The organism is Natronosalvus caseinilyticus (assembly GCF_017357105.1).
Classification (GTDB): domain Archaea; phylum Halobacteriota; class Halobacteria; order Halobacteriales; family Natrialbaceae; genus Natronosalvus; species Natronosalvus caseinilyticus.
The window spans coordinates 1,672,146-1,693,517 of sequence record NZ_CP071596.1 but is presented as its reverse complement, the minus strand read 5'-3'; the positions used below and the strand labels follow the sequence as shown (position 1 = coordinate 1,693,517).

Here is a 21,372-nt window from a genome sequence, read left to right as displayed (position 1 = left end):
CCGCGGCGCAACTCACGACTATGATCGACTGGATTCCGCTCCACGCACCGGAACGACTCGCGTTCGTCGTCGCCGCGAGCGCGTTATCGCTCAATTTCATCGGCGTGCTCGCGACGATCGCGGGCCGCACCGACTACTGGCCGCCCGGCGAGCGTGACAGGCGGTTCTACGCCCAGTGGACGCTCGCACAGACGTTTTCCGTATGTCTGCTCGTGGTGGCCGTCCTCGACTGGAATGGCCTTGGCCTCCCGCGAACGCCGACGCTCGTCGCCGGCCTCGTGCTCTTCGTACCCGGGTTCGCTGCGGCGCTCGCCGCCGGACGCGACCTGGGAAGCGAAGAGACCGTCGGCCTGACCGGCGAATTGCGAACCGGCGGCTGGTATCGCTACTCGAGAAACCCACAGTACGTCGCTTACCTCGTCGCCACGGTCGGATTCGCGCTGCTGGCGAACTCCGCGTTCGTGGCGGCGCTCTGTGGCCTGTACGCCTGCTGGTGGCTCCTCTTGCCGCTGGCCGAGGAGCCGTGGCTCCGCGAGCAGTACGGGGAGGCCTACGAGCGGTACGCCGAAGTGACCCCGCGGTTCGTCGGCTTGCGAACGCTCAGGCGACTCTCGGACGAGCGCACCGAGCGCGACGCGGCGGGATGAGCGTGCTCGAGCAATCTCGAAAACGAGGTCAAACGAGTCCGACGCTCGAGTGAGAACGAAACCGACGCGCGAACGATGGCGGAGAGAACGAAACGGAAACGGTCCGTAACGGCCTATTCCGCGAGGAAGTCCGGTTCGGAGCGCTTCTCGTCGCGCTCGGCCTCGAGGTGCGCCCGGAACTCGTCGATCTCGACGTCGTACTCCTGGTCCTCGAAGCGGTCCCGAACCGAGATGTTCCCGGCTTCTTCCTCGTTGTCGCCGACGATGATCTGGTAGGGGACGCGGTCGTCGTGGGCCGCCCGGATCTTGCGCTCGAGCGTGCTGTCTCGGTGGTCGACCTCGGTCCTGAAATCGCCGAACTCGTTGGCGACGCGGTGGGCGTAGCCGAGGTTGTCGTCGGAGATGGGCAGGACGCGCACCTGCTCGGGAGCGAGCCAGAACGGGAAGTTCCCCTCGTAGTGCTCGATGAGCATCATGAAGAAGCGCTCGTAGCTGCCGTAGAGCGCCCGGTGGATCATGACCGGCTCGTGGGCCTCGTTGTCCTCGCCGACGTAGTCGAGGTCGAAGCGCTCTGGCATGTTGAAGTCCAGCTGGACCGTCGGGCCGTCCCAGTGGCGACCGATGGCGTCCTCGAAGGCGTAGTCGATCTTCGGGCCGTAGAACGCGCCGTCGCCGGCCTCGAGGTCGTAGTCCACGTTTCGCTTCTCGAGGACGGACTCGAGCTGGGCCTCCGCTTTATCCCAGATCTCGTCGCTCCCCACGGACTTCTCGGGGCGCGTCGCGAGCGCGACCTCGTACTCGAGGTCGAACGTCGAGAGTACCTCGTCGATGACGTCCATGATGGCCTCGACCTCGCGCTCGATCTGGTCGGGGCGGACGAACAGGTGGCCGTCGTCGATCGTGAACGCCCAGACCCGCGAGAGGCCGGAGAGTTCGCCGCGCTGTTCTTTCCGATACACTTTGCCGTTCTCGGCGTACCGGATCGGCAGGTCGCGGTAGCTCCAGGAGTGGTCCTGGAAGATGGCGGCGTGGCCAGGACAGTTCATCGGCTTCAGGCCGAACTCGTCGTCGCCCACGTCGAAGATGAACATGTCGTCTTCGTAGTTCTCGTAGTGACCAGACTTGTGCCAGAGGTCCGTCTTGAACACGTGGGGCGTCTCGACGTAGTCGTAGCCCGCGTCCTCGTTCAGGTCCTCAACGAAGCCCTCGAGTTCCCGCAGGATGGTCTTTCCCGGCGGGTGATACAGTGGGAGTCCGGGACCCGTGACGTCCTGGATCGAGAACAGGTCCATCTCGTTCCCGATCTTGCGGTGGTCGCGCTCTTTGGCCTCCTCGCGGCGCTCGAGGTAATCCTCCAGGTCGCTCTCGTCCTCGAAGGCCGTTCCGTAGATCCGGGTCTGCATCGGATTCTCCTCGTCGCCGCGCCAGTAGGCGCCCGCGATCTCGAGCAGTTTGACGACGCCGATCTCGCCCGTCGACTCGAGGTGGGGGCCGGCACAGAGGTCTTCCCACTCACCCTGGCTGTAGAAGGTGACCTGTTCGCCCTCCTCGGCCAATTCGTCGAGCAACTCGAGTTTGTAGGGTTCGTCGGCCAGGCGTTCCTCGGCCTCCGCGACCGAGACTTCCTCGCGCTCAATGTCGTAGTCGGCCTCGATGATGTCCTCGATCTCGGCCTCGAGCGCCGAAAAGTCGCCCTCGTCGACCTCGAGGTCGTCGAAGTCGTAGTAGAAGCCCTCCTCCGTCGGCGGGCCGATGGCGAGTTTCACGTCGTCGAAGTGGCGCTCGACGGCCTGGGCCAGACAGTGGGCCGCGGAGTGACGGAGCACGTCGAGGTACTCGTCGGACTGGTCGGTGACGATCTCGAGGCGGGCCTCGTCGTAGACGGGGGCCTCCTTGGCGACGAGTTCGCCGTCGAGTTTGCCGGCGACCGTGTCGCGGCCGAGGCCGGGGCCGATCTCGTAGGCGCAGTCCTCGACGGTGGCGTCGGGGGCGACCTCGAGTTCGGACCCGTCGGGAAGGACGACGTTGATCGATTGCGGTGCGGATTCGGATTCGGATTCGGGTTCTGACATTGGTGGGTTGTGGGTGTTGGAGTGGGTGTCGATGTTGTGGTAGCTGTGAGTGTCGCTATCGGGTGACTACGGACAGGCAGTATCCTCGCTCGAGTCGCTCGAGCGGGATGTCGGGACGCTGGTACGCGTGACCGCGTCCGTACTCGTATCGCCGGGCGTCGCACCGAGCGTCGTGCGTACCGCTCGCCGAGGCGTTCGTGTCGACACAACGAGCGGTAGGTGGGAATTAGAAACGGGCGGACGGCCCTGTAAAGTAGACACCTACCATCGTACCTCAGGATATCCCCGAACGGAATAAAAACGTTTTGATGGTGTGGGGGTCGCTCGAGCGACGGTAGGCCGTGGACGAATCCGAACCCCACGCTCGCGGCGCGAACCCGCGATTTCACGCACAACTCGAGAGAAGAAAGCTTATACCGACATTACGCTGGTGTTACATCAAACGACGAATGGACAGAAGACACACATCACTACGAACGCACCGCCGCGAGTTTCTCGCCGCCTGCGGCGTCGGAGCCGCGACGATCGCCGGCTGCTCGAGGCTCCGCGCCGACTCGAAGCCAAATGTCGCCTGGACGGTCGACGGATCGAACGTACCGTACTCGTGGCCGGTACTTGTCGACGGGACGCTGTACGTCGGGACACGAGGTGGACAGCTCAAGGCAATCGACACCGAAACAGGATCCGTCTCCTGGAGCGCCTATATCGCCGAGGACCTGTTCGTAACGCCCGCCGTCGACGACTCGCGAATCTACGTTGGATACCACGACTTCTCGGCGTTCGCGACCGACGGAACGGAGTCGTGGACGACGACGCTCGAGTGGGGTTCACTCGTCCACGGTCCGAATCCATCAGTTCTGGTCGACGATTCCGTGATCGTCGGCACCCGAAACGGCTACCTGTATTCGCTCGCCACGGACGACGGAACCGTCGAGTGGGAGACCCAGATGGGTGAGAGAAGGCCAACGCCGTACGCAGTGATCGACGATGGAGTTCTCGTCGGCGACGAGAGTGGAACCATCGCTGCCATCGACCCGGCGGACGCGAGCGTCCGATGGGAGCGCACCGTAAGCGTGGACCCAGAGAGATCCGGGGACCCGTATCTTACGGTGAACGGCGACGCCGCCTACGTGAGCGGAACGTCGATCCAGCGACTGGACCTCGAGACCGGCGACTCGGTGTGGACGGTCGACGACGCGGACCGTACGTTCACGTCGCCTGCCCCGGCGAACGACACCGTCTACGTGACCGGTTCCGATCTGGCCGCCGAGAAAAACGAGGATCTGAGCAGACCCGGATACATCTGCGCGCTGGACGCCGAAACCGGCGATCAGCGCTGGCGGGAGCCACTGGAATCCAGCGCGTACAGACCAGCCGCCCGCGACGACGGGCGGGTCTACGTGGGTGACGTCTCCGAGCAATTCTACTCCTTCGACGCCGACGGCTCCGAGCGCTGGACCGTCTCCGTCGACGGTAACGTCGTCAACAGGCCCGCCCTCGAGGGCGATCGGATCTACTTCGGCACGGGTCAGGGGACGACCTACGCGCTCGAGGAGTCCTGACCCACACCCAGGCCCCTGCCTCTGAGCACCCGCCCTCGAGTCGCCCGCCAACCCGGAGGACTTTACTCTCCGGAACACGCTCGAGCCAGTATGACCGAGGCGACGGGAATCGTCGGCGAGTTTCTCTCTCTGAAAGCCGACACCGACGCGGACGTGCTGGCGATGCAGTGTGGCGACTTCTACGAGTTCTTCGGCGACGACGCCGAACTCGTCGGCGAGGAACTCGAGCTCAAGGTGACCTCCAAATCGTCCCAGGGCCAGTCGTACCCGATGGCGGGCGTGCCGCTGGCCGACCTCACGCCCTACCTCAAGGCGCTCGTCGAGCGCGGCTACCGCGTCGCGGTGGCCGACCAGTACGAGACCGACGACGGCCACGCCCGCGAGGTCGTTCGCGTGGTAACGCCCGGGACGTTCGTCGAGACGAGCGACGCCGACGCGCAGTACCTCGCGGCGGTGGTCGCGGACCAGGGCTCGGACTCGAGTTCGGGATCTGGGTCGGGCTCCGGCTCGAGTTCCGGCGACGAAACCGCGTACGGACTCGCCTTCGCCGACGTCACGACGGGCCGATTCCTCGTCGCCGGTACCGAGGACGTCGACGAGGCGATGACCGAACTCTACCGCTTCGCTCCCGTCGAAGTCCTGCCTGGCCCCGACGTTCGGACCGACGACGACCTCCTCGCACAGCTCCGCGACCGACTCGAGGCCCGTCTCACCCTCCACGAGACGGAGGCGTTCGCTCCCAAACGAGCGGCCCATCGGGTACGCGACCACTTCGGAGGCGAGACCGTCGACCGCCTCGACCTCCCGGAATCCGCACTCGCCGCCGCGGGCGCCGTCCTCGCCTACGTCGAAGAGACCGGCGCGGGCGTGCTGGCGTCGATGACCCGCCTCCAGACCCACCGTGGGGACGACCACGTCACCCTCGACGTGACCACCCAGCGCAACCTCGAGCTAACCGAGACCATGCACGGGGACCGCGACGGCTCTCTGTTCGCGACCATCGACCACACGAAGACCAGCGCCGGAGGGCGGTTGCTCAAGGAGTGGCTCCAGCGTCCCCGGCGCTCGCTCGACGTGCTCGAGGAGCGCCAGGCGAGCGTCGGCGCACTCGCCACCGCCGCGCTCGCCCGGGACGAACTCCAGGACGTGCTCGGCGGGGCCTACGACCTCGAGCGCCTGGCCTCGAGAGCGACTCACGGAAGCGCGGACGCGCGAGACCTGCTGGCGGTGCGGGATACCCTCGCGCTGGTTCCCCGGGTAGTCGAGGCCGTCGAATCGACGCCCGACCTGGCCGACTCGCCGCTATCGACCGTCGTGAATCGGGTCGACCGCGAGCGGGCCGCCGACCTCCGCGAGACGCTGGCGGACGCGCTGGCCGAGGAGCCGCCGTCGACGGTGCGCCAGGGCGGCATGCTGAAGAAGGGGTACGACGACGATCTCGACGACCTCATCGAGCGCCACGACGAACTCGAGCAGTGGCTCGACACGCTGGCCGACCGCGAGAAGCGCCAGCACGGGCTGAACCACGTCACCGTCGACCGGAACAAGACCGACGGCTACTACATCCAGGTCGGGCGTTCGGCCGCCGACGGCGTGCCCGACCACTACGAGGAGATAAAACAGCTCAAGAACTCGAAGCGGTTTACCACCGACGAACTCGAGGACAAGGAGCGCGAAATCCTCCGGATCGAGGAACAGCGCGGCGACCTCGAGTACGAGTTGTTCCAGGGGCTTCGCCAAGATGTCGCGGAGCGGGCCGCCCTCCTCCAGGACGTCGGACGTACCCTCGCGACGGTCGACGCGCTCTCGAGTCTGGCGAGTCACGCCGCCGAGAACGGCTGGGTTCGTCCCGCCCTCTCGCGGGGCGGAGCCCTCGAGATCAACCAGGGGCGTCACCCCGTCGTCGAGCAGACGACCGAGTTCGTCCCGAACGACGTCGCGATGGACGCGGATCGCGGCTTTCTGGTGGTGACCGGCCCCAACATGTCCGGCAAGTCGACGTACATGCGCCAGGTCGCCTGCATCGTCCTGTTGGCCCAGATCGGCAGTTTCGTGCCCGCCCGCGAGGCCGAGATCGGGCTGGTCGACGGCATCTTCACCCGCGTCGGCGCCCTCGACGAACTGGCCCAGGGGCGCTCGACGTTCATGGTCGAGATGAGCGAACTCTCGAACATCCTGCACGCCGCGACCGACGAGTCGCTCGTCATCTTAGACGAAGTGGGGCGAGGAACCGCCACCTACGACGGCATCTCCATCGCCTGGGCGGCCACCGAGTACCTGCACAACGAGATCCGGGCGAAGACGCTCTTCGCGACTCACTACCACGAACTCACGGGTCTGGCCGACCACCTGCCCCGCGTGGCGAACGTCCACGTCGCGGCCGACGAGCGCGACGGCGACGTGACCTTCCTTCGAACCGTTCGCGACGGCCCGACCGATCGCTCCTACGGGATTCACGTCGCCGACCTCGCGGGCGTTCCCGCTCCCGTCGTCGACCGCGCTCGCGACGTCCTCGAACGACTGCGCGAGGAGAAGGCCATCGAAGCGAAGGGTGGGGGCTCGAGCGAGCCCGTGCAGACGGTGTTCGACGTCTCGAGCGGGAGTTTTCGGGGACCGGCGAACGCCGACGGGGGCGATCCGGAGCCGGCCACAGGCGTGGAGCGCGATCCCGACGCCGAGGCCGTCCTTGAGGACCTCGAATCGATCGACGTGAACAGTACGCCACCCGTCGAGTTGATGGCGACGGTCCAGGAGTGGAAACGACGGCTGGATCTCGAGGAGTGAAACAGCAGCGGAAACCGATACAACAGAGGCCGACAGCGGAGTTCAGAGAAACGCGATTACTTCGCGCAGGTAATTGAGGACGATCCCGATGATCGCGAGGTAGCCGACGATCCCGAGGACGTTGACGATCAACCCGTTCGTGTACGGTCCCATATACTCCTCGTCGTTCGCGATACCGAGAATGAGAAGGCCGAGGATCGGGAACGCGATCACGGCGACCGCCTGGGCTATCCGGAGGAGTTCGATCGGATCCTCCTGGAACACGAGCACGACGGCGAGGCCGAAGAGAACGGCAACCGTCGCCCACGACTTGACGGGTCGGCCATCCATCGTCGGATCCTGACCGAATCCGTCGGCGAGGAGGGTCGCCCCGAGGATCGCGTTGACGACCAGCGAGGAGAGTGCGGCGAAGAAGAAGCCGAGCGTAAAGAGGTAGAACGCGCCCGAACCGGCGACGGGCTCGAGCTGGGAGGCCATACCCACGGCGTCGAAGACCGGATCGGTCTCGCCGTGGATGACGCTCGCACTCGTCAGCATGATGACCGTTACGATGAGCCCGAGGACGGCGATACCGAGAATGCTGTCCGATCCCTTCTCGGCGAGCTGGTCCGGGCCCCACTCTTTCTCCCGAACGAGATACGTCTGGTAGGCCGCGGCAGCGATCGAGAACGTCGTCGCCGCCATCCCAAGCGCGAGAAAGAGCGCGTTGACGTTCGGGACCGACGGAATCAGCCCGCCGGCAGCGGCGGGAACGTCGAAGCCGACGATTGCGAGCGTCCCGACGAACGCGACGAGCATGATCCCGACGACGAGTTTGATGAGGAGTTCGATCTTCTCGTACAGGTTCGGCAACCAGATGAACCCGATCGCCGCGATGGAGAATACGGCGGCCCAGAGTCTGACGTCGTAGCCGACGAGCGCATTCGTCGCGAATCCGATGCCCGCGTTGTTCCCGGCTTGAAACGCGAGGATAGCGAGAAAGCCAAAGACACCACCAACGGTCGCCAGGCCGTTACCGTACTTCTCCCGGGCGACCTCGAGGAGCGTTTCCCCGGTAGCGAGGCCGATCCGTGCGGCCATCCACGTGTACGTAATCATAAAAACCGTCGCGAGTATCGGCACCCACAGTAACTGGTAGCCGTAGAGGCTCCCGGCGATCGTACTCAGCGCGATACTGCCCGGTCCGACGACAACGGCTGCCAGGATGAGTGCTGGACCAATGGCCGTGATCCGATTCCAGAGAGATCGACTCGATGCAGGTTCTGTGTTAGTTGCAACCATACCGCAAAACTACTTTCAGGAAATAAATAGATTCTGGCAATTCGAACAGACATCACTGAAAACGATTCCGAAGGAGACGCTGAAAACGTTGAGTCACCACCCCTACAGAACCATCCCACGGGACCATCGACCGACGTACCTGTTTCGAGGAACACGAACCCAGTCGAATTCCCGTCGATACCCTTTTGCATCCGCTCAGAAACAACCATACATGACTTTCCAGCAGGCACTCGAGGGCGTCACGTGTCCCATCGTGACGCCGTTCGACGAATCGGGATCGGTCGACGAGGAATCGCTGGGTTCGCTCGTCGACGCGCTCCTCGAGGGCGGCATCGACGGGCTCTTCCCCTGCGGGACGACCGGCGAGTTCGCGAGCCTCTCGCCCGACGAACAGCGTCGAGTCGTCGAGGTCACGGTGGAGCGAGCAGACGGCGAGGTACCGGTGCTCGCCGGCGCCGCCGCGACGAGCGTCGTCGAGACGGTCGACTACGCCGAAGCGGCCGCCGAGGTCGGCGCCGACGTCGCGGTTGTTGTCCCCCCGTACTTCCACTCGTCAAACGATCCCGATGGCAACCGCCGGTTCTTCGAGACGGTGGCCGACGAGTCGCCGCTCCCCCTCGTGCTCTACAACATCCCGTCGTGTACGGGCCAGCCCATCGCCCTCGAGACGCTCGAGGCGATCGCCGACCACGAGAACGTCGTCGGCCTGAAGGACTCGAGCGGCGACTTCGAGTACTTTCTGGCGGCGATGCGCCGGACGCCCGAGGAATTTCTGTGTCTCCAGGGGTTCGACACGCTGCTCGTCCCTTCCCTCCGAATGGGCGCCGACGGCGGCGTGAACGCGCTCTCGAACGTCGCTCCGGAGGCGTACGCCGAGGTGCTCGAGACCGCCGAAACCGGGCGCGGGGAGGCACTCCAGGCGTCGATATCGGGGCTGTTCGAGGCGTGTGGAACCTACGGATTCGCTCCGGCGACCAAAGCCGCCCTCGGCCACCGCGGGTGGCTCCCGTCCGACGCGGTTCGCCCGCCGCTCGTGGCCGTTCCCGAGGCAGGTCGAAAGACGATCACCGACCGTACCAACGCGCTGCTCGAGGGCTGATTCATGACCGACGATACATTCGACGCCCCATCTCACGACGCGGACGACAGTGCAGATACTCGTTCAACGGACGACGCGGACAAGCGAGCAACGGACGAGACGACCATCCACCAACTCGACGAGCACACCGTCGCCCGGATCGCCGCCGGAGAAGTCGTCGAGCGGCCCGCCAGCGCGGTCAAGGAGCTGGTCGAGAACGCCCTCGACGCCGACGCCACGCGCATCGAGGTGGCAATCGAGAAAGGCGGCACCGAGTCCATCCGGGTCAGCGACGACGGCCGCGGGATGACCGAGACGGACGTCCGGCGGGCGGTTCGCCAGCACACGACGAGCAAGATCACGGGCCTGGAGGACCTCGAGCGCGGCGTCGAGAGCCTGGGCTTTCGCGGGGAGGCGCTCCACACCATCGGGTCGGTGTCGAAGCTGACGATTCGGACCCGGCCTCGAGCCGACGGAACCGCCGACGAAACCCCGACGGGAACCGAACTCGTCTACGAGGGCAGCGACGTCGTCGCCGTCGAACCGACCGGCTGCCCCGCGGGAACCACGGTCGTCGTCGAGGACCTCTTCTACAATACCCCCGCCCGTCGAAAGTTCCTCAAGACCACCGCGACCGAGTTCGCCCACGTCAACCAGATCGTCACCCGTTACGCCCTCGCCAACCCGGACGTGGCGCTCTCGCTCACCCACGACGGCCGCGAGGTGTTCGCCACGACGGGCCAGGCCGACCTGCAGGCCGCCATTCTCGCCGTCTACGGCCGCGAGGTCGCTCGATCGATGATCGACGTCGAGGCCGAAGCCGAGGAACTCCCGGTTGGCCCGCTCGAGACGGTCTCGGGAACGGTTTCCCACCCAGAGACGAACCGGGCCAGTCGAGACTACCTCGCGACCTACGTCAACGGGCGAGCGGTCACCTCCGAGGCCATCCGCGAGGGAATCATGAACGCCTACGGGGGCCAGCTCGGCGGGGACCGCTACCCCTTCGTCGTGCTCTTCCTCGAGGTCCCAGGTGACGCCGTCGACGTGAACGTCCACCCCAGAAAGCGCGAGGTTCGCTTCGACGACGACGACGCCGTCCGCCGGGCGGTCGAGTCGGCCGTCGAGGACGCGCTGCTCGAGCACGGGTTGCTCCGCTCGCGGGCTCCTCGAGGACGCTCGGCGCCCGAGGAGGCGACCGTCGGGCCCGACAACGAGTACGAGGACGGAACGCTTGCGGGCGCGGCTGACGAACCCGAGACGGGCGGTTCGAGCGGTTCGGGGCCGTCGACCGCGGCAGGCTCGAGCGATGCCGTCGGCTCCCATTCGATCGACCGTCGAGATAGCGACTCGAACGAGGCGCCTGCAACGCAGGCAGACGGCTCGAGGACGGCCGAGGCACCAGAAACTGGGCAGTCGTCGGACAGATCACGAGCGAACACCTCGAGTGGAGTCGAAACGTCACCGTCGGCCCCTTCGTCCGACCTCGAGGCGAACCGTTCCGATCCCTCGAGGGTATCCGAACAGACGAATCGAACGACGGGTACGTCGGATGCGACAGATGCGGCGAACGCAACGGACGCGGCGGACACGACGGAGACGACAGACGCAGGAGATCGATCTCGACACCCCGCCTCGAGCGACCCGTCGCGCTCGATCATTCCGTCGACGAACCAGCAGACGCTGGCGGGCGGGACGGCTACCGAGACCCTCGAGTACGACTCTCTGCCCTCACTTCGGGTACTCGGCCAGTTGAAGGACACCTACGTCGTCTGCGAGACGCCCGAGGGACTCGTCCTGATCGACCAGCACGCCGCCGACGAGCGGGTCAACTACGAGCGCCTCCAGCGAGCCTTCGCCGACGATCCGACGACCCAGGCGCTCGCCTCGCCCGTCGAACTCGAGCTCACTGCTGTGGAGGCCGAGGCCTTCGAGCACTACCGGGACGCGCTCGCGAGTCTGGGCTTTTCCGCCGACCGCGTCGACGACAGGACGGTCGCCGTCACCACCGTCCCCGCCGTCCTCGAGAAGACCCTCGAGCCGGCCCAGCTCCGCGACGTCCTCGCCTCGTTCCTCGACGGGGACCACGAGGCGGGCGCCGAGACGGTCGACGCGCTGGCCGACGACTTCCTCGCCGACCTGGCCTGCTATCCGTCGATCACCGGCAACACCTCGCTCTCGGAGGGGTCCGTGCTGGATCTGCTCGAGGCGCTCGACGACTGCGAGAATCCCTACGCCTGCCCCCATGGGCGTCCCGTCGTTGTGCAGTTCGAGTACGGCGACCTCGAGGACCGATTCGAGCGGGATTATCCGGGTCACGCTTGATCGTCGTTACGGCCGCTCGCGGGAACCGTAGCTATAGAAATTGTAGTATTTACACCATCAGGTGTATCGGGCGAGAACGGGGCGTACCACCGTGGCGGGTCCAACGGAGGGACGTTCGGCGGCCGACCGGTCGGCACGCTCCGACGATAGTGTCCGAAATCGACGGATCGATCACCGCTGTGAAACATCACTCGAGAGATAAAAACGCATATGGTACGCGATAGCATAGCGCGAGTATGGCGATGCAACCCCCCTCCGGTCGACACTCGCGCTGTCTGAACTGCGGCTTCGAAGCGCCCGGCGGTGACGACGCGTGGGTTCGCCTCGAGGTGCCCGGCCTCGGGCGGATGACCCAGTGTCCGGAGTGTGAGAGCACGAACGTAATGACGGGGCGCTAGTTCGCTCACCTGCCGCCTCGTCGCAGACAGACTCTTGAGTCCGACGCCCTTACTGGGCCTATGAGCCAGGAATCCAACGAGCGAGCGCTGACCGACGAGGAGTGGCGCGAGCGCCTGACCGACGAGCAATACCGCGTTCTCCGGGAGGCCGGGACCGAGCGCCCGTTCTCTGGTGAGTACGTCGACCACGAGGAGGACGGCTCGTACTCGTGTGCGGGCTGTGGAGCCACGCTCTTCGAGTCCGACACGAAGTACCACTCGGGGTGTGGGTGGCCGAGTTTCTACGACGCCGACGACGACGTGGTCGAGACGCGCGTCGACACCAGCCACGGCATGCACCGCACCGAAGTCCTATGTGCCAACTGTGGCGGCCACCTCGGGCACATCTTCGAGGACGGCCCCGAGCCCACCGGCCAGCGCTACTGCATCAACTCGGCGGCGCTCGAGTTCGAGGACGAGTAGGGACGAGTAGTCACGATGCGTTTCGGATCGGCGAGCGCGGAATCGTCGGTGACCGACTCGAATGGAGGGTAAAACGATCGTGAACTGGACAGGTTAGTCGAGCGACGACGCCAGCGCCGCGGGTGGCTCTCCAGACAACTGATCCCGATCGTGTGGCGCCTCGAACTCGAGGTCGGGGCCGCGGGCCACGATGCCATGCGGGTTCACGTCCGGGTGAGTCGTGTAGTAGTGTTCTTTGATGTGGTCCATATCGACCGTCTCCGCGACCCCGGGCGTCTGGTACAGGTCGCGCAGGTACGGCCAGAGGTGGTCGAACTCGCGGATGAACTTGACGTTGCACATGAAGTGCGTGTGGTAGACCTGGTCGAATCGCACGAGCGTCGTGAACAGGCAGACGTCGGCCTCGGTCAGGCGGTCACCGGCGAGGTAGCGCTGCTCGGCGAGCACGTCGTCCCAGTGTGCGAGCGCCTCGAAAAGGTCGTCGACGGCCTCCTCGTACGGCTCCTGCTTCGTCGCGAACCCGGCCCGGTAGACGCCATTGTTGATCGGCTCGTAGATCGCCTCGATGATCTCGTCGACCTCCTCGCGGTAGCCCTCGGGGTAGAGGTCGACGTCCCTGGTCGCCAGGTCGTCGAACTCGGTATCGAGCATGCGGATGATCTCTTCGGACTCGTTGTTGACGATGGTGTCCTCCTTCGTGTCCCAGAGTACCGGCACCGTGACGCGACAGGTCGCGTCCGGGTCGGCGCGCACGTAGAGTTCCCGGAGGTAGTCCGCCCCGTGGACGTGATCCACGGTGCACCCGTCTTTCTCGGGTGTGAACTGCCAGCCACCCTCGGCGCGATAGGGGTCGACGACCGAAACGGAGATGGCGTCCTCGAGGCCCTTCAGCGACCGCACCAGGAGCGTTCGGTGGGCCCACGGGCACGCGTAGGAGACGTAGAGGTGATACCGTCCAGCTTCGGGCTGGAATCGAGCGTCCGGCTCGTCCCGGATCTCGTCGCGGAACGTCGTCGTCTGGCGCTCGAAGGCCCCCTCCTCGTTCGTGGTCTCGGACGCGTCGGTTCGCCACTCGCCGTCGACGAGCATGTTCATAGACCAATGAAGGGGCCGCCCGCACAAAGGCCCTCGCTAACACCGATGTCACCTCGAGCGACGACGACGACGGACGAATGGCTCGAGGAGCTATCGAGCCTCGGGCCGGAGACACCTCAACCCGCCGCCAGCACCCAGTAGCCCGCCACCGAGAGTACGAGCGCGACGCCCTCGAGACGGGTCAGCCGACGACCGGTCGCCAGGAGGACGGCCGATACGGCAGTCAACGCGGCGAGCCACCACAGTCCCAAGCGAACACTCACGTCGACGGCCAGCGGCGCAGCCACCGCGGAGATGCCGAGCACGCCCAGCAGGTTGAACACGTTCGACCCGACTACGTTCCCGGCCGCGATGCCGACTTCAGCGCGCCGCGCTGCGACGACGGACGCTGCTGCCTCGGGGAGGGAGGTTCCCCCGGCGACCACCGTCACGCCGATGAGCCACTCCGAGACGCCTCCGGCGCGAGCGATTTCGACCGCGCCCTGGACGAGCAACCGACCGCCGATACCGACCAGGACCAGGCCGACGACGAGGACGAGCGCATCGACCCCGGGATGGCGGTTCGTTTCCGAGCGCTCGGGTTCGCTAACGTCGACGTCGGAACCGCGTGCCGATCGGGCGAGCCAGCTCATATAGGCGACCAGACACGCGATGAGAAAGATGCCTTCGGTACGCGAGACGTGCAAATTCACCAGAACCGCGATCCCAACCGCTGTCGCCGCCGCCATCGCGACGGCGTCCCGTCGGACGAGGGTATCGGCGACGCGAAACGGACTGATGATCGCCAGTACGCCCAGAATCGCGCCCAGGTTGAACGCGTTCGATCCGACCACGTTGCCGACGGCGATGGCGCCGCGTCCCTCGAGGGCCGCCTCGACGCCCACGACGATTTCGGGCGCCGACGTCCCGAAGGCGACGACGGTGAGACCGACGATCAGCGGCGGGATGCCCGCGGCTCGAGCGAGTCGGGAAGCCGCGGTAACGAGCCAGCGAGCGCCGAGCCAGAGCGCGAGAAGACCGACGAGAGTCGAGGCGATGGGTTCGAACGGGACCACGGGTGACCTTCCACCGCCGATCGGATAAGCGTCGGCGTCGGCACTGGTCCGACACCGATCCGCGAGCGAAAGCGCTTATGTCCGACCGGTGAGGACTCGAGGTATGGCCGACGACGGCGACGCAGGCGGCGAGAACGGGCACCGCCAGAGCCGCCTGTTCACCGACGACGACGGTGACTTCGACGCCGAGCGGGCGCGTGAGGAGTCCCTCCCCGTCGAGGACGGCGACGTGGTCAACACCGACGAACTGGCCGACCACCAGACCTACCTCGAGGGACGGGGGATCTACGACGAACGAAACCGACTCAACGACCTCACCGGCCGGGAGTGGAAGTTCGCCACGAAGTCGGTGATCCCCGAAGCCTATCCACCGGATCTCCAGCACGACCTGCGAAGCGAACACGGCGGGCAGAAGCCCCCACGGCTCTGTGCGGACCTCGTCGATCGGTTCAGCAAAGCCGGCGAGACCGTCCTCGACCCGTTCGCGGGCGTCGGCGGTACGCTACTGGGTGCGAGCCTCTGTGAACACGAGGGGACTGGCCTGCGGGAGGCCATCGGCTTCGAGCGCAACCCTCGCTGGATCGATATCTACGAGACAGCCCTCGAGCGGGAAAACGAGGAACGGCGGGAACGCGGGGAGCGGCCGCTGGCTGCACAGGACGTCCGCGAGGGCGACTGTGCAGACCTGATCGAGGACCTCTCCGAGGACTCGGTCGACCTGCTCCTGACCGACGTCCCCTACTGGGACATGGACGAGCGCGAGCAGACGCGGAATCGGCGGGCGACTCGAGAGAGTAAGTTGGGGTCGTTCGATGCCGGCGGCGATGCCGTTGACGCCGATGCCGACGACGGTGGCGGTGACGATGTCGGTGGCCGTGAGAGTGAGAGTGAGAGTGAGAGTGAGAGTGAGAGTGGGAGCGACGATGAGGGTGACGCACAGCACGCCGACGCGAGCGGCCAGTCGAAAGCCGACTGGCTCGCCGAGATGGGCGAGCGATTCGCCCAGTTCGCGAGGGTCGTGAGACCCGGACGCTACGCCGTCGTCTTCATCGGCGACATGTACCGCGAGCAATCCTACGCGTTCCTGGCCGCCGACCTCGCTCGAGCGATAGAGGACGCGGCGCCGATGACGCTCGCGGCGAACCTGATCTGGTACGACCCGTCGAAGGACCTCCACGTCTACGGCTACCCGTTCTCGTTCGTACCGTCGATGGTCCACCAGAACGTACTCGTGTTCCGGGTCGAGAGCGAGTAGGTTTCGGGTCGAGAGCGAGGAACGAGCGCGTCTGACCGCCGTCACACGGTCGTCTGACTCAGTTTTATGCCCGGTCAGTGAGTACGTTCATTCGAGGCACGCACCACCCTGACGGTATCAGTTCCCATCCTTCCCCGGTGTGTGCCTGCACGTACCCCCTCTTTCAACGTCGACTTAGACCTCCGTCAGCAACGTCGCTCGAACCTGCTCGACGGCATCCGTCTCGGTGATCACCGCCACCTCGTCACCGGCGGCGAGCGCCGTCCCCGGAAGCGGAATCGTCAGCGATTCGGTCTTTCGCCCGTGGGCGTAGATCCGCGACCCCTCGGGTAACTCGAGTTCGCTGAGTCGCTTGCCGACCGCCGGTGAGCCCTCCCCAACTTCGAGCACCGTCAGTTGTAGATTCTGGGCCAGATCGGCGACGACGTTGAAGTCGCCGCCGAGGAGCGCGGTCTTCGCGCCCGCGGCACCGAGTCGCTCGGGGTAGATGATCTCGTCGACGTCCGCGGCGTACTTCTCGTAAATGTCCTCCCGGTAGTCCTCGTCGATCCGCAAGACGGTCCGGCAGCCGTAGTGTTTGCCGACCATACACGCCGCGAAGTTGACGTTTAGGTCGGGCGTCATCGCACCGATCGCGTCGGCCGTCTCGATGCCCGCCTCGAGCAGCGCGTCCTCGTCGGCACCGTCCCCCTGCACGCCGTCGAACCCCTCGCCGTCGGCGCGCTCGAGGCGTTTCTGGTCGTTGTCCAGGATGACGACGTCGTGGCCCTCCTCTGAGAGAATGCGGGCCGTTCGCGCGCCCACCCGACCGTACCCGACGATGATGAACTTCATGCGATAGCGGTACGCGGGCAGGGGTGAAATATGTTGGTCCGTGACACGGCTCGCGCTCGGTCGGGCGAGTGCGTCGTGCAGCGCGAAATCGGCTCTCGAGTTCAAATTTCAGTGACAGGTAGTGGTGAGGGCTGCCTGCGAAACGGCTCGAGTATGCACATATGCGTATAGGTGGTCACATCGAGACGGGAAGGTTTAAGCGACCCCCCTCACCTATGCTCGAACGTCCAACATGGGGGCAACCGACACGCTCGCGGAGTACTTCGACTTCCGGGCTCACGACACGGACCTGCGCACCGAATCGGTCGCGGGGATCACCACGTTCCTCGCGATGTCGTACATCATCCTCGTCAACCCGTTCATTCTCGCAGACGCGATCGATATTCCGGGTTACGGTTTCATCGCGACTGTCCAGATGATCGCCATCGGGACGATCATCGCCTCGGCCGTCGCCATCTTCGTAATGGCGTTCTACGCGAATCGGCCGTTCGGCCTCGCGCCCGGGATGGGACTGAACGCCTTCTTCGCGTACACCGTCGTCCTCGGCATGGGAATTCCCTGGGAGACAGCGCTCGCGGCGGTGTTCGTCGAGGGGATCATCTTCATCGCCATCACCGCAATCGGCGCTCGAGAGTACGTTATCCGACTGTTTCCCGAACCCGTCAAGATGGCCGTCGGGGCCGGTATCGGGATCTTCCTGCTCTTTATCGGCCTGCAGGAGATGTCGATCGTCGTCGCCGATCCCGCGACGGCGGTCACGCTCGGCGGCCTCGCGACGAATCCTGCGGCACTGCTCGGGCTGTTCGGTCTGTTGCTCACGTTCGTGCTCTGGGCACGAGCCATCAAGGGGTCGATAATCGTCGGCATCGTCGCCACGACCGGGCTCGGCTGGCTCGTTTACCTGACCGGACTCGCCGGCACGACAGTCCTGCCGGAGGCGCTCGTCGGTGAAGATGGCGGCCTCACGTTCGCCGTCGTCACCTCCCCGCAGTACGACATCTCGCCGTTGCTCTTCGCGTTCGTGGACGGCCTCAGCGACGTCGACCCTCTGACGTTCACGCTGGTCGTCTTCACGTTCTTCTTCGTCGACTTCTTCGACACCGCCGGGACGCTCATCGGCGTCTCCCAGTTCGGCGGCTTCCTCGACGAGGACGGTAACCTGCCCGACATCGATAAGCCCCTGATGGCCGACGCCGTCGGCACCACCGTCGGGGCGATGGTGGGTACCTCGACCGTGACGACGTACATCGAGTCCTCGACCGGCGTCGAGGAGGGCGGACGCACGGGCATGACCGCGTTCGTCGTCGGGCTTCTCTTCCTCGCCGCGCTGGTGTTGATCCCGTTAATCGCGCTGATTCCCGCCTATGCGTCGTTCATCGCACTGGTCGTCGTTGGCATCATCATGCTCGAGGGCGTTCTCGACGTCGAGTGGCAGGATCCGGCCTGGGCGGTGTCGGCCGGTCTGACCATCACGATCATGCCGCTCACGTACTCCATCGCGAACGGCCTCGCCGCCGGGATCATCGTATATCCGATCATCAAGGCCGCCACCGGCGAATTCGAGGACGTGCGCCTCGGCCAGTGGCTGATGGCGCTGGCGCTCGTGGGTTACTTCTACGTCTACACGAGCGGGATGCTCGGCTGACGAGTAATTGACTGCCGCAACCACGTCTTTCTTCTCGCTCGAGCCCCGTTTTTCATACATGACAGACATTACCTTGTACGAACTGCCCGGCTGTCCGTTCTGTGCGAAAGTCCGAACCAAACTCGAGGAACTGAACCTCGAGTACCACATCGTCCAGGTCCCGGGGGCTCGCAACGAGCGCACCGAAGTCGAAGCTATCAGCGGTCAAACCGGCGTCCCGGTCATCGTCGACGAGGCTCACGGCGTCGAGGGGATGGCCGAGAGCAGCGATATCGTCGCGTATCTCGAGGAGACTTACGGCGCCGGAGCCTGAGAAAAAAGTTCGGTTTCAGGCCGCTTCTTCGCGCTTCGCCCGCTCGCGAATCACCTTCCGGAGTTCCGCGGCGTCGTCCAGGCCCTCGAGTTCCTCGCGCTCGACCAGCGCCGTCCCGTCGACGTTTTCCTGCTTCGCGCGGTCGACGACGTAGACCGACTGGGTGTGCGTGACCTGGCCGATGGAACTCATGATCCGGGCGCGTTTCTCCGCCGCCTTGGTGAACTGGGAGTGGCCGGTGAGGACGACGTCCTCGTCGTCGGCCTCGTCCTGGCTGACGGCCTTGAACGGCGAGCGTAGCGTCGGGTGGACCCGGTAGCCCGCTCGCGTGAGGACCGCGACGACCTCCTCGTCGTCGGGGTCGGCGTCCGGCTCTTCGGGCGTCGCGTCGGGGTCGCGCACGTCCTCCGTGCCCTCGAGAACGTCCACCGGGCTGGTCAGGGGCGCGTCGAAGAGGTCCTCGAGCGCCATCGCGACCTCGATGGAGGCGTTCATGCCGTCTTCGTACTTCGAGACCGTCCGGCGGGAGACCCCGAGTTCGTTCGCGAGTTGCCCCAGGCTCCACTCGCGAGCCTCGCGTTCGTCGGCCAGCAGGTCGCCGTCGATGTTGACGTAGAGACCGCCGGGGGCCGCGTAGATCAGCGGCGGGACGTTCTCGATGAACAGGTTGTACGCCGTGTCGGGGCTGAACACCGGAACGCCGTGGCGGAAGTAGACCACGTCGGGTTTCAGGTCCTCGTCGCGACTGCGCAGGCCGATGACCAGTGGCGTCGCCTCGAGGTAGGTGCCGAGTCGGCGCATCTCGTGGCCGGTCGCCTGGTTGAAGGCGTCGACGTTGCCGAGGATCTTCACGAGGATCAGATCCTCGCCGCGGCGGGCCGCGATGTCGAAGCTCTTCGGGCGAATTGCACACCGGTCGCTCACCGTAAAGCCCGCGTCTTCGAGCATCGCGGTGACGTTGCCGACCAGTGCGGATCGGGACATAGGGAAAGGTAAGTCACTCCTGGTATATGAGCGTTTCCCCGAGGACTCCGTGCCGTCCGGTCTTTTTGGGTTTTGGCCGGATCGTCGCCACCCCTCGAGATCCGAGCACCCGGTTTTATAACTGGCCGGACCAGTGCAGTCGATCAGAATCGGCGAGGGTCGGTTCGGGAAACTGCGAGGCGAAACCGGTTAACGACTCGCGGCCCAACGAGCAGCGATGACCGTCGTCGGCCTCGACGATACGGACTCCCGCGAGCGTGGGATGTGTACGACTTACGTCGCGACCGAGGTGGCCAGCCGCCTGGCCGAACGAACGGGCGCGACCGTCCAGCGCCTGCTCCTGGTCCGGCTCAACCCCGCCGTCGAACACAAGACCCGCGGCAACGCCGCCCTCGCCATCCACCTCGGCCACGACCAGGAGTGCGATCCAGAGACGGTTTACGACGTCGCCCGGACGACACTCGAGGACCTCGCGGAGACGGCCGACGAGCGGACGAACCCGGGACTGGTCGTCGCCCAACACGCTCCCGACGAGGTTCCCGACGACGTGAGCGCGTTCGCACTGTCGGCGATCCGTGACCACCTGTCGATCGACGAAGCGACGACGCTCGCCGACGACCGCGACTACCGTCGATGGGGAGCGGGCAACGGCCGCGGCCAGATCGGGGCGCTGGCCGCCATTGGCGCCTGGGGTACCCTCGAGGACTGGACCTGGACCCACGAGTGCATCGCCTATCGCGATCCGGAACGGTGGGGAACGCCGCGAACGATCGACGAGGAGAGCGTCTTCGCGGCCGCCGAGGTGGGCTATCCGACCGTCTGGGACACCGTCGACCGCGTCGAGGGCGAGACAGTCTGCGTCCCGCACACGCCGGGACCGATCCTGCACGGGATTCGCGGCGACGACCCGGAGGCCGTCCGGACCGTGTCCGAAGCGATCGGGGGCGAACCGGTCGCCCGGACTCAGCGGTTCGTGACCAACCAGGGAACCGACGTCCACCTCCGGGACGGGTCGACCCTCGAGTCGCTCTCGGCGGCTCGAGACGGACGGGCCTACCGCCTCGAGGGGCGAGTCGCCAGCGAGCCCGAAACGCGACGGGGTGGGCACGTGTTCTTCGAGCTGGGCGACCCGATTAATGGTGACGACACGGACGCCTCGAGCACGAGTGGCAACGCAGACGCCTCGAGTGCAAACGCGACCGAGACGCTCACCTGCGCCGCCTTCGAGCCCACCAAACGCTTCCGCGACCGGGTTCGCGCTCTGCGAGTCGGCGACCGGCTCACCGTCTGTGGCGAGGTCGCCCGCGGCACCCTGAAACTCGAGAAGTTCGCGGTTCGCGACCTCGTCGAGACCGAACGCGGGACCCCGACCTGCGAGTCCTGCGACCGACGGATGAAGAGCGCCGGGCGGGGCCAGGGCTATCGCTGTCGAGACTGCGGGACGACGGCGGCGACGAAGGTCGACCAACCGCTCGAACGCGACCTCGAGGTCGGGTGGTACGAGGTGCCCCCGTGTGCGCGCCGCCACGTCGCGAAACCGCTGGTCAGAGGGGGGTTCGACGGGCCGACGCACCCGGAGCGGTGA

The 21,372-nt window shown here is 65.8% G+C and carries 17 protein-coding genes; 11 read left to right on the top strand and 6 right to left on the bottom strand.

Going from position 1 to position 21,372, the window contains the following annotated elements; genetic code table 11:
- The first annotated feature begins 20 nt into the window (after nucleotides 1–20).
- A complete protein-coding gene (locus tag J1N60_RS08185) occupies nucleotides 21–647 on the top strand; it encodes a methyltransferase family protein (RefSeq protein ID WP_312912157.1) in 627 nt (208 codons plus the stop codon).
- A 113-nt stretch (nucleotides 648–760) separates the two neighbouring features.
- Here the strand turns inward: J1N60_RS08185 and thrS are convergent, their stop codons facing one another.
- Complete coding sequence (gene thrS, locus J1N60_RS08180; RefSeq protein ID WP_312912155.1) at nucleotides 761–2,719, bottom strand: threonine--tRNA ligase; 1,959 nt, start codon at nucleotides 2,717–2,719, stop codon at nucleotides 761–763.
- A 449-nt stretch (nucleotides 2,720–3,168) separates the two neighbouring features.
- Between thrS and J1N60_RS08175 the strand changes: the two genes are divergently transcribed.
- Both J1N60_RS08175 and mutS read left to right on the top strand, forming a co-directional pair.
- Complete coding sequence (locus tag J1N60_RS08175; RefSeq protein ID WP_312912153.1) at nucleotides 3,169–4,281, top strand: outer membrane protein assembly factor BamB family protein; 1,113 nt, start codon at nucleotides 3,169–3,171, stop codon at nucleotides 4,279–4,281.
- A 90-nt stretch (nucleotides 4,282–4,371) separates the two neighbouring features.
- Nucleotides 4,372–7,065 carry a DNA mismatch repair protein MutS gene (gene mutS / locus J1N60_RS08170; protein ID WP_312912151.1) on the top strand — a complete coding sequence of 898 codons (2,694 nt, stop codon included), beginning with the start codon at nucleotides 4,372–4,374 and terminating at the stop codon, nucleotides 7,063–7,065.
- 42 nt (nucleotides 7,066–7,107) lie between these two features.
- Here the strand turns inward: mutS and J1N60_RS08165 are convergent, their stop codons facing one another.
- Nucleotides 7,108–8,346, bottom strand: a complete 1,239-nt coding sequence (locus J1N60_RS08165) for an Nramp family divalent metal transporter (protein ID WP_312912149.1) — start codon at nucleotides 8,344–8,346, stop codon at nucleotides 7,108–7,110.
- Nucleotides 8,347–8,557: 211 nt separating this feature from the next.
- On the opposite strand from J1N60_RS08165, the gene J1N60_RS08160 reads away from it, so the two are divergent.
- The 4 genes from J1N60_RS08160 (at nucleotide 8,558) to msrB (ending at nucleotide 12,606) form a co-directional block, all read left to right on the top strand.
- Entirely contained in the window at nucleotides 8,558–9,445 is an 888-nt protein-coding gene (locus tag J1N60_RS08160; RefSeq protein WP_312912147.1) for a dihydrodipicolinate synthase family protein, read from the top strand.
- A 3-nt stretch (nucleotides 9,446–9,448) separates the two neighbouring features.
- Nucleotides 9,449–11,746, top strand: a complete 2,298-nt coding sequence (gene mutL / locus J1N60_RS08155; RefSeq protein WP_312912145.1) for a DNA mismatch repair endonuclease MutL — start codon at nucleotides 9,449–9,451, stop codon at nucleotides 11,744–11,746.
- A 236-nt stretch (nucleotides 11,747–11,982) separates the two neighbouring features.
- A complete protein-coding gene (locus J1N60_RS08150) occupies nucleotides 11,983–12,144 on the top strand; it encodes a hypothetical protein (protein ID WP_312912143.1) in 162 nt (53 codons plus the stop codon).
- A 60-nt stretch (nucleotides 12,145–12,204) separates the two neighbouring features.
- Nucleotides 12,205–12,606, top strand: coding sequence for a peptide-methionine (R)-S-oxide reductase MsrB (gene msrB, locus J1N60_RS08145; RefSeq protein WP_312912141.1), 402 nt, complete (start codon nucleotides 12,205–12,207; stop codon nucleotides 12,604–12,606).
- 93 nt (nucleotides 12,607–12,699) lie between these two features.
- Here the strand turns inward: msrB and J1N60_RS08140 are convergent, their stop codons facing one another.
- Nucleotides 12,700–13,701: a glutathione S-transferase family protein gene (locus J1N60_RS08140; RefSeq protein WP_312912139.1), complete on the bottom strand. Its 1,002-nt coding sequence runs from the start codon at nucleotides 13,699–13,701 to the stop codon at nucleotides 12,700–12,702.
- Between the two features lie 116 nt (nucleotides 13,702–13,817).
- Nucleotides 13,818–14,756 carry a calcium/sodium antiporter gene (locus J1N60_RS08135; protein ID WP_312912137.1) on the bottom strand — a complete coding sequence of 313 codons (939 nt, stop codon included), beginning with the start codon at nucleotides 14,754–14,756 and terminating at the stop codon, nucleotides 13,818–13,820.
- Between the two features lie 103 nt (nucleotides 14,757–14,859).
- Here J1N60_RS08135 and J1N60_RS08130 point away from each other — a divergent pair, with 103 nt between their 5' ends.
- Nucleotides 14,860–16,011 carry a DNA methyltransferase gene (locus J1N60_RS08130; RefSeq protein ID WP_312912135.1) on the top strand — a complete coding sequence of 384 codons (1,152 nt, stop codon included), beginning with the start codon at nucleotides 14,860–14,862 and terminating at the stop codon, nucleotides 16,009–16,011.
- Between the two features lie 174 nt (nucleotides 16,012–16,185).
- Here the strand turns inward: J1N60_RS08130 and J1N60_RS08125 are convergent, their stop codons facing one another.
- Complete coding sequence (locus J1N60_RS08125) at nucleotides 16,186–16,845, bottom strand: potassium channel family protein (RefSeq protein ID WP_312912133.1); 660 nt, start codon at nucleotides 16,843–16,845, stop codon at nucleotides 16,186–16,188.
- A 232-nt stretch (nucleotides 16,846–17,077) separates the two neighbouring features.
- Between J1N60_RS08125 and J1N60_RS08120 the strand changes: the two genes are divergently transcribed.
- Together J1N60_RS08120 and J1N60_RS08115 are read left to right on the top strand one after the other, a co-directional pair.
- The gene (locus tag J1N60_RS08120) at nucleotides 17,078–18,490 is read left to right on the top strand and encodes an NCS2 family permease (protein ID WP_312912131.1); all 1,413 of its coding nucleotides are present in this window, start codon (nucleotides 17,078–17,080) and stop codon (nucleotides 18,488–18,490) included.
- Between the two features lie 58 nt (nucleotides 18,491–18,548).
- Nucleotides 18,549–18,803 (top strand): glutathione S-transferase N-terminal domain-containing protein, encoded by a 255-nt coding sequence (locus J1N60_RS08115; RefSeq protein ID WP_312912129.1) that lies wholly within the window; start codon nucleotides 18,549–18,551, stop codon nucleotides 18,801–18,803.
- Nucleotides 18,804–18,818: 15 nt separating this feature from the next.
- Here the strand turns inward: J1N60_RS08115 and J1N60_RS08110 are convergent, their stop codons facing one another.
- On the bottom strand, nucleotides 18,819–19,787 hold the full coding sequence (locus tag J1N60_RS08110) for a transcriptional regulator (RefSeq protein WP_312912127.1): 969 nt from the start codon (nucleotides 19,785–19,787) through the stop codon (nucleotides 18,819–18,821).
- Between the two features lie 217 nt (nucleotides 19,788–20,004).
- Between J1N60_RS08110 and J1N60_RS08105 the strand changes: the two genes are divergently transcribed.
- Entirely contained in the window at nucleotides 20,005–21,372 is a 1,368-nt protein-coding gene (locus tag J1N60_RS08105; RefSeq protein ID WP_312912125.1) for a TiaS agmantine-binding domain-containing protein, read from the top strand.

Excerpts from the sequence above, each read along its gene's own strand:
- J1N60_RS08125 (WP_312912133.1), bottom strand. The coding sequence starts at position 16,845 with ATGAAGTTCATCATCGTCGGGTACGGTCGGGTGGGCGCGCGAACGGCC.
- J1N60_RS08140 (WP_312912139.1), bottom strand. The coding sequence starts at position 13,701 with ATGAACATGCTCGTCGACGGCGAGTGGCGAACCGACGCGTCCGAGACC.
- J1N60_RS08120 (WP_312912131.1), top strand. The coding sequence starts at position 17,078 with ATGGGGGCAACCGACACGCTCGCGGAGTACTTCGACTTCCGGGCTCAC.
- J1N60_RS08105 (WP_312912125.1), top strand. The coding sequence starts at position 20,005 with ATGACCGTCGTCGGCCTCGACGATACGGACTCCCGCGAGCGTGGGATG.
- J1N60_RS08130 (WP_312912135.1), top strand. The coding sequence starts at position 14,860 with ATGGCCGACGACGGCGACGCAGGCGGCGAGAACGGGCACCGCCAGAGC.
- msrB (WP_312912141.1), top strand. The coding sequence starts at position 12,205 with ATGAGCCAGGAATCCAACGAGCGAGCGCTGACCGACGAGGAGTGGCGC.
- thrS (WP_312912155.1), bottom strand. The coding sequence starts at position 2,719 with ATGTCAGAACCCGAATCCGAATCCGAATCCGCACCGCAATCGATCAAC.
- J1N60_RS08160 (WP_312912147.1), top strand. The coding sequence starts at position 8,558 with ATGACTTTCCAGCAGGCACTCGAGGGCGTCACGTGTCCCATCGTGACG.
- J1N60_RS08115 (WP_312912129.1), top strand. The coding sequence starts at position 18,549 with ATGACAGACATTACCTTGTACGAACTGCCCGGCTGTCCGTTCTGTGCG.
- J1N60_RS08150 (WP_312912143.1), top strand. The coding sequence starts at position 11,983 with ATGGCGATGCAACCCCCCTCCGGTCGACACTCGCGCTGTCTGAACTGC.
- J1N60_RS08175 (WP_312912153.1), top strand. The coding sequence starts at position 3,169 with ATGGACAGAAGACACACATCACTACGAACGCACCGCCGCGAGTTTCTC.
- J1N60_RS08110 (WP_312912127.1), bottom strand. The coding sequence starts at position 19,787 with ATGTCCCGATCCGCACTGGTCGGCAACGTCACCGCGATGCTCGAAGAC.
- mutS (WP_312912151.1), top strand. The coding sequence starts at position 4,372 with ATGACCGAGGCGACGGGAATCGTCGGCGAGTTTCTCTCTCTGAAAGCC.
- J1N60_RS08165 (WP_312912149.1), bottom strand. The coding sequence starts at position 8,346 with ATGGTTGCAACTAACACAGAACCTGCATCGAGTCGATCTCTCTGGAAT.
- J1N60_RS08185 (WP_312912157.1), top strand. The coding sequence starts at position 21 with ATGATCGACTGGATTCCGCTCCACGCACCGGAACGACTCGCGTTCGTC.
- mutL (WP_312912145.1), top strand. The coding sequence starts at position 9,449 with ATGACCGACGATACATTCGACGCCCCATCTCACGACGCGGACGACAGT.